Source organism: Allobosea sp. P2_A10 (assembly GCF_056405115.1).
The window spans coordinates 1-3,689 of record NZ_JBFUCS010000043.1; the positions used below are offsets into that span (position 1 = coordinate 1).

The window sequence follows — 3,689 nt, forward strand, 5'->3', positions numbered from 1 at the left end:
GGTTTATGTGTTCGGTTTATGTGTTCCAGGCGCGGCGCGCCGACCGGATCAAGCTGGTTTACTTCGATGGGACGGGTGTCTGCCTGTTCTCGAAGAGGCTGGAAGACGGCAAGTTCCAGTGGCCCGCCATCGCCGACGGTGTCGTTCGGCTGACAGCGGCACAGTTGCAGGCGTTGCTCGAAGGCCTCGACTGGCGGCGCGTGCATGAACGGCGCGAGACGCGCGTCCCCATCGCGGCAAGTGGTAGTGTCTCAGTTTGAAATCTCGCGCCGTTGACGCCACATGAATCAGCGTCGCGCTCGGCTGCCCAAGGGGTTATGCTTAGCGGCAAGGAGAGCGGCGGGTCGTCGTTCAAACTAACCCACTACTTCGGGAACCGCATATGCCTAAAGGCCCCAAAGGCGAGAAGCGCCCCGCCGACGTGATCGGCAACGCCGTCCACATCATGCGGATCGCTACCGGCGAGATCGAGGATGCGCCGTCTAAAGCGCCGTTGCGCGCAAAAGGCGGCAAGGCCCGCGCGTTAGCTCTCCCTCCGGAGACACGGGCCGACATTGCCCGCGCCGCAGCGTCCGCGCGATGGAAAAAAACCGACTAGGACGCAACCGCATCCTCGTCATCAGCAACTTTCCTGAGATCGATATCGAACTGAAGGTCCATCGGAAGCTGAATCGGCTTTTCATCGGGATGGATCGCATTCCAATGATCTTGGTCGTATGTGAGCATCAAGCCATCGCTGACCATTTGCTCGCGGCGATTTTGCAGCGACACGAGCATTTGCGGTCGCGTGGCCTCGTTTATGTCGATGAACTTGAAATTTAGCTGCGTGCCGCCGTGCGAGGTGCGGAGCGAATGATAAACCCGGAACGGCTTTCCTGTGGTCTTGTCGTATTCCACAGTCTCGCGAGCAGCATCCGAAAACTGCTTTGCGAGTATTTCAAGCGGGTCTGGTGGCGTTGGAAGTTTCCAACCACGGGCAACCGCCCATCGAGCGACCTCTTTCATGTCGATCTCGACTACGCCCGTATCATCTTTATAGGCGCGGATGACGCGCTGCTTTTCACTCGTCCGTGCCATCTGATACCTCTTATCAGGTTGTGAGCGGGGCTACGTCGCCCCAGCCGTCAGTTATTGCGTTTGGGGTGACTATCGACCGCATCTTCACGATGTGATTCCCAAACCTGTCATATCGACGCAACTGGTGACGCAACTGCCCAGCGACGAGGCCGACATGCACGCCAAGCATTTTGGAGAAGGCCAAGATATCTCGCTCAGCGAAGATCGGGTTCTTCCTCGCGATAAACGCATCCATCATTTTTTTTGGCACGCAGAATTCGGCTGCCGCTTCGTTGGCGACACGCTCTTCGTCGGCAAGCAAATCGTTCGCTGACTCTATGTCGGTGTCGAGCATCGTCGCGCCGCCACCGTGCCGGCATGCGACGTGTTCCAACTCATGTCTGAGCACAAACCAAAAATTGTCGATGCGGTCGAACCGCATCGACAGCGCGACTACAGGCGACGACTGATTCAGCCAAAAGCAAACACCGTCGATCTTTGACGACGGCAAGGCCTCAACTATCAAAAAGCGGATGCCATTTTCGGCAAGAATTCGGGGGACTTTCCGCGCTTCCTCAGCCGCGCTCAGCAGAGGTTTCAATCGAGCGATAGCGGTCTGCACTGACGATTGAGTATATCGGCCGACTAGCATATTCCGCGCGATGTGGTTGACCCGATATAGCCAAGCCAATTGCGCCGGAGTCGTCTCGGTATTTACATGTGTTTTCTTAGCGGCATACGGCAGGATTTCGATATCCTCAGCGCGGTTGACTCCAAAGAAGCGGGCCAATTCGGCTTCGACGGCTGGATCTTTAACGCTATCGGCCGTGATCCACCCGCGCTTGATCATCTCAGCAACAGGTAGATCACCATACAGCCGAGCGCGCGTAGCCCTGCTTGGGTCAGGCACTGTCGTAATCCGCGCTTTCGCCAAATCGTAATTCTGCTGGAGCGCCAAAAAGCGTTCCGCCGGGACACGAAAAACTTCTTCCAATGCGATGGCGAGGTCCGCGTCTACGGAGCGCTTGTCAGCAACGAGTTTGTTGATACCCGTTTCGTCCATGCCGAGGACGATCGCCAACACTCTTTGCGTCCAGCCCCTTTCCGCTAAGAGGGCCGCGATCAATTGCCCTGGTGTCTTAAATTCCATTCCGCCGCCCATCCGCTGTGAGTCGGCAGCATATGCCAACCTGCCCTTAATCGCAAATTGAACTTAATGCTTGCAAAATCGTGGGGGGAGGTATAAGTTGGGTTCATGAACAAGCTCTCTGTTGCCCAGCGCGCCCAAATCCTCGCCATGCTCTGCGAGGGTTCGTCCATGCGGTCGATCTCGCGGCTTGCCGATGTGTCGATCAACACCGTGAGCAAGCTGCTGGTGGACGCCGGGCGCTTCTGCGCTGGCTTCCATGACGCCAAGGTTCGCGGCGTGAAGGGCAAGCGGGTTCAGGTTGATGAAATCTGGTCCTTTGTCGGCGCGAAGCAGAAAAACGTCGGCGCGATGAAGGCTCCGATGGATGGCGCTGGCGACGCTTGGACATGGACGGCCATCGAGGCCGATACCAAGCTCATCATCTCGCACTTCGTCGGCGGCCGTGACGGCGAGTGCGCGAGCTGGTTCATGGACGATGTGGCGTCGCGGCTTGCTACCCGCGTGCAACTCACGTCAGACGGACACAAGGCGTATTTGGAGGCCGTTGAGGGCGCTTTCGGCGCTGATGTCGATTACGCCATGCTGGTGAAGATCTATGGTGCCGCTCCCGACAGCGCCAAGGGCCGCTACAGCCCGGCCGATTGCACCGGCATCATCAAGAAGCCGATCGAGGGCAAGCCCGACCCCAAGCACATCAGCACGTCCTATGCTGAGCGCCAGAACCTAACGATGCGGATGAGCATGCGTCGGTTCACGCGCCTGACGAATGCGTTCTCAAAGAAATTCGAGAACCACGCGCACATGGTCGCGATCTATGCCGTGCACTACAATTTTCTTCGCATTCACAAGACGCTTCGCGTCACGCCTGCGATGGCGGCGAACCTGTCGGACACGCTGTTGAACTGGACCGACGTTGTCGAGATGATGGACGCCGACACGCCGGCTCCGAAGCGCGGCCCTTACAAAAAGACGCAGGCTCAAATTTCAAACTGAGACACTACCCGGCAAGTTGATCGCTTGATACTGGCAAGCCACTGTAATCCATGATTGAATCGGCTTCGCGAGCAACGCGGCCAACCCACTGATCAGCGATCCGATCGCGCTTCGGGCGATGCTCGCGGAGGAGCGCGCCGAGAACGAGCGGTTGCGCCAGATCATCAAGGAGCTCCAACGTCATCGCTTCGGCCGCCGGGCCGAGAGCCTGCCGGTCGATCAGTTGCTGCTGGGGCTCGAGGAGGCCGAGCAGATCGAGGTCGAGGGCGCCGCCGGCGAGGAGGCGACTGATCCAGTCAAGCACGCCGACCGGGTCCGGAAGCGGCGCGCCAATCGCGGATCGCTGCCCACGCACCTGCCGCGCATCGAGCAGATCATCGACGTCCAGGACAGGACCTGCCCGTGCTGCCGGGGCGAGCTGCATGCGATGGGCGAGGACGTCTCCGAGCGTCTCGACATCGTCCCCGTCCAGTTCCGCGTGATCGTGACC

The 3,689-nt window shown here is 58.9% G+C and carries 6 protein-coding genes; 4 read left to right on the top strand and 2 right to left on the bottom strand.

Features of this window, described 5'->3' with window-relative positions; translation table 11 throughout:
* Together tnpB and AC1DZY_RS26325 are read left to right on the top strand one after the other, a co-directional pair.
* Nucleotides 1-260 (top strand): IS66 family insertion sequence element accessory protein TnpB (gene tnpB, locus AC1DZY_RS26320; protein ID WP_476823109.1); only part of this gene is annotated, 260 nt, incomplete at its 5' end.
* Nucleotides 261-382: 122 nt separating this feature from the next.
* Entirely contained in the window at nt 383-598 is a 216-nt protein-coding gene (locus AC1DZY_RS26325; RefSeq protein ID WP_476823110.1) for an RNA-binding protein, read from the top strand.
* On the opposite strand, the gene AC1DZY_RS26330 is transcribed toward AC1DZY_RS26325, so the two are convergent.
* Together AC1DZY_RS26330 and AC1DZY_RS26335 are read right to left on the bottom strand one after the other, a co-directional pair.
* A complete protein-coding gene (locus AC1DZY_RS26330; RefSeq protein WP_476823111.1) occupies nt 595-1,077 on the bottom strand; it encodes a hypothetical protein in 483 nt (160 codons plus the stop codon). The genes AC1DZY_RS26325 and AC1DZY_RS26330 overlap by 4 nt on opposite strands.
* Nucleotides 1,078-1,090: 13 nt before the next feature.
* Nucleotides 1,091-2,206 (bottom strand): ImmA/IrrE family metallo-endopeptidase, encoded by a 1,116-nt coding sequence (locus AC1DZY_RS26335; RefSeq protein ID WP_476823112.1) that lies wholly within the window; start codon nt 2,204-2,206, stop codon nt 1,091-1,093.
* A gap of 105 nt (nt 2,207-2,311) precedes the next feature.
* Here AC1DZY_RS26335 and AC1DZY_RS26340 point away from each other — a divergent pair, with 105 nt between their 5' ends.
* Together AC1DZY_RS26340 and AC1DZY_RS26345 are read left to right on the top strand one after the other, a co-directional pair.
* On the top strand, nt 2,312-3,199 hold the full coding sequence (locus tag AC1DZY_RS26340) for an IS1 family transposase (protein ID WP_476823113.1): 888 nt from the start codon (nt 2,312-2,314) through the stop codon (nt 3,197-3,199).
* Nucleotides 3,200-3,317: 118 nt separating this feature from the next.
* Nucleotides 3,318-3,689: IS66 family transposase (locus AC1DZY_RS26345; protein WP_476823114.1), on the top strand; the 372-nt coding region annotated here is incomplete at its 3' end.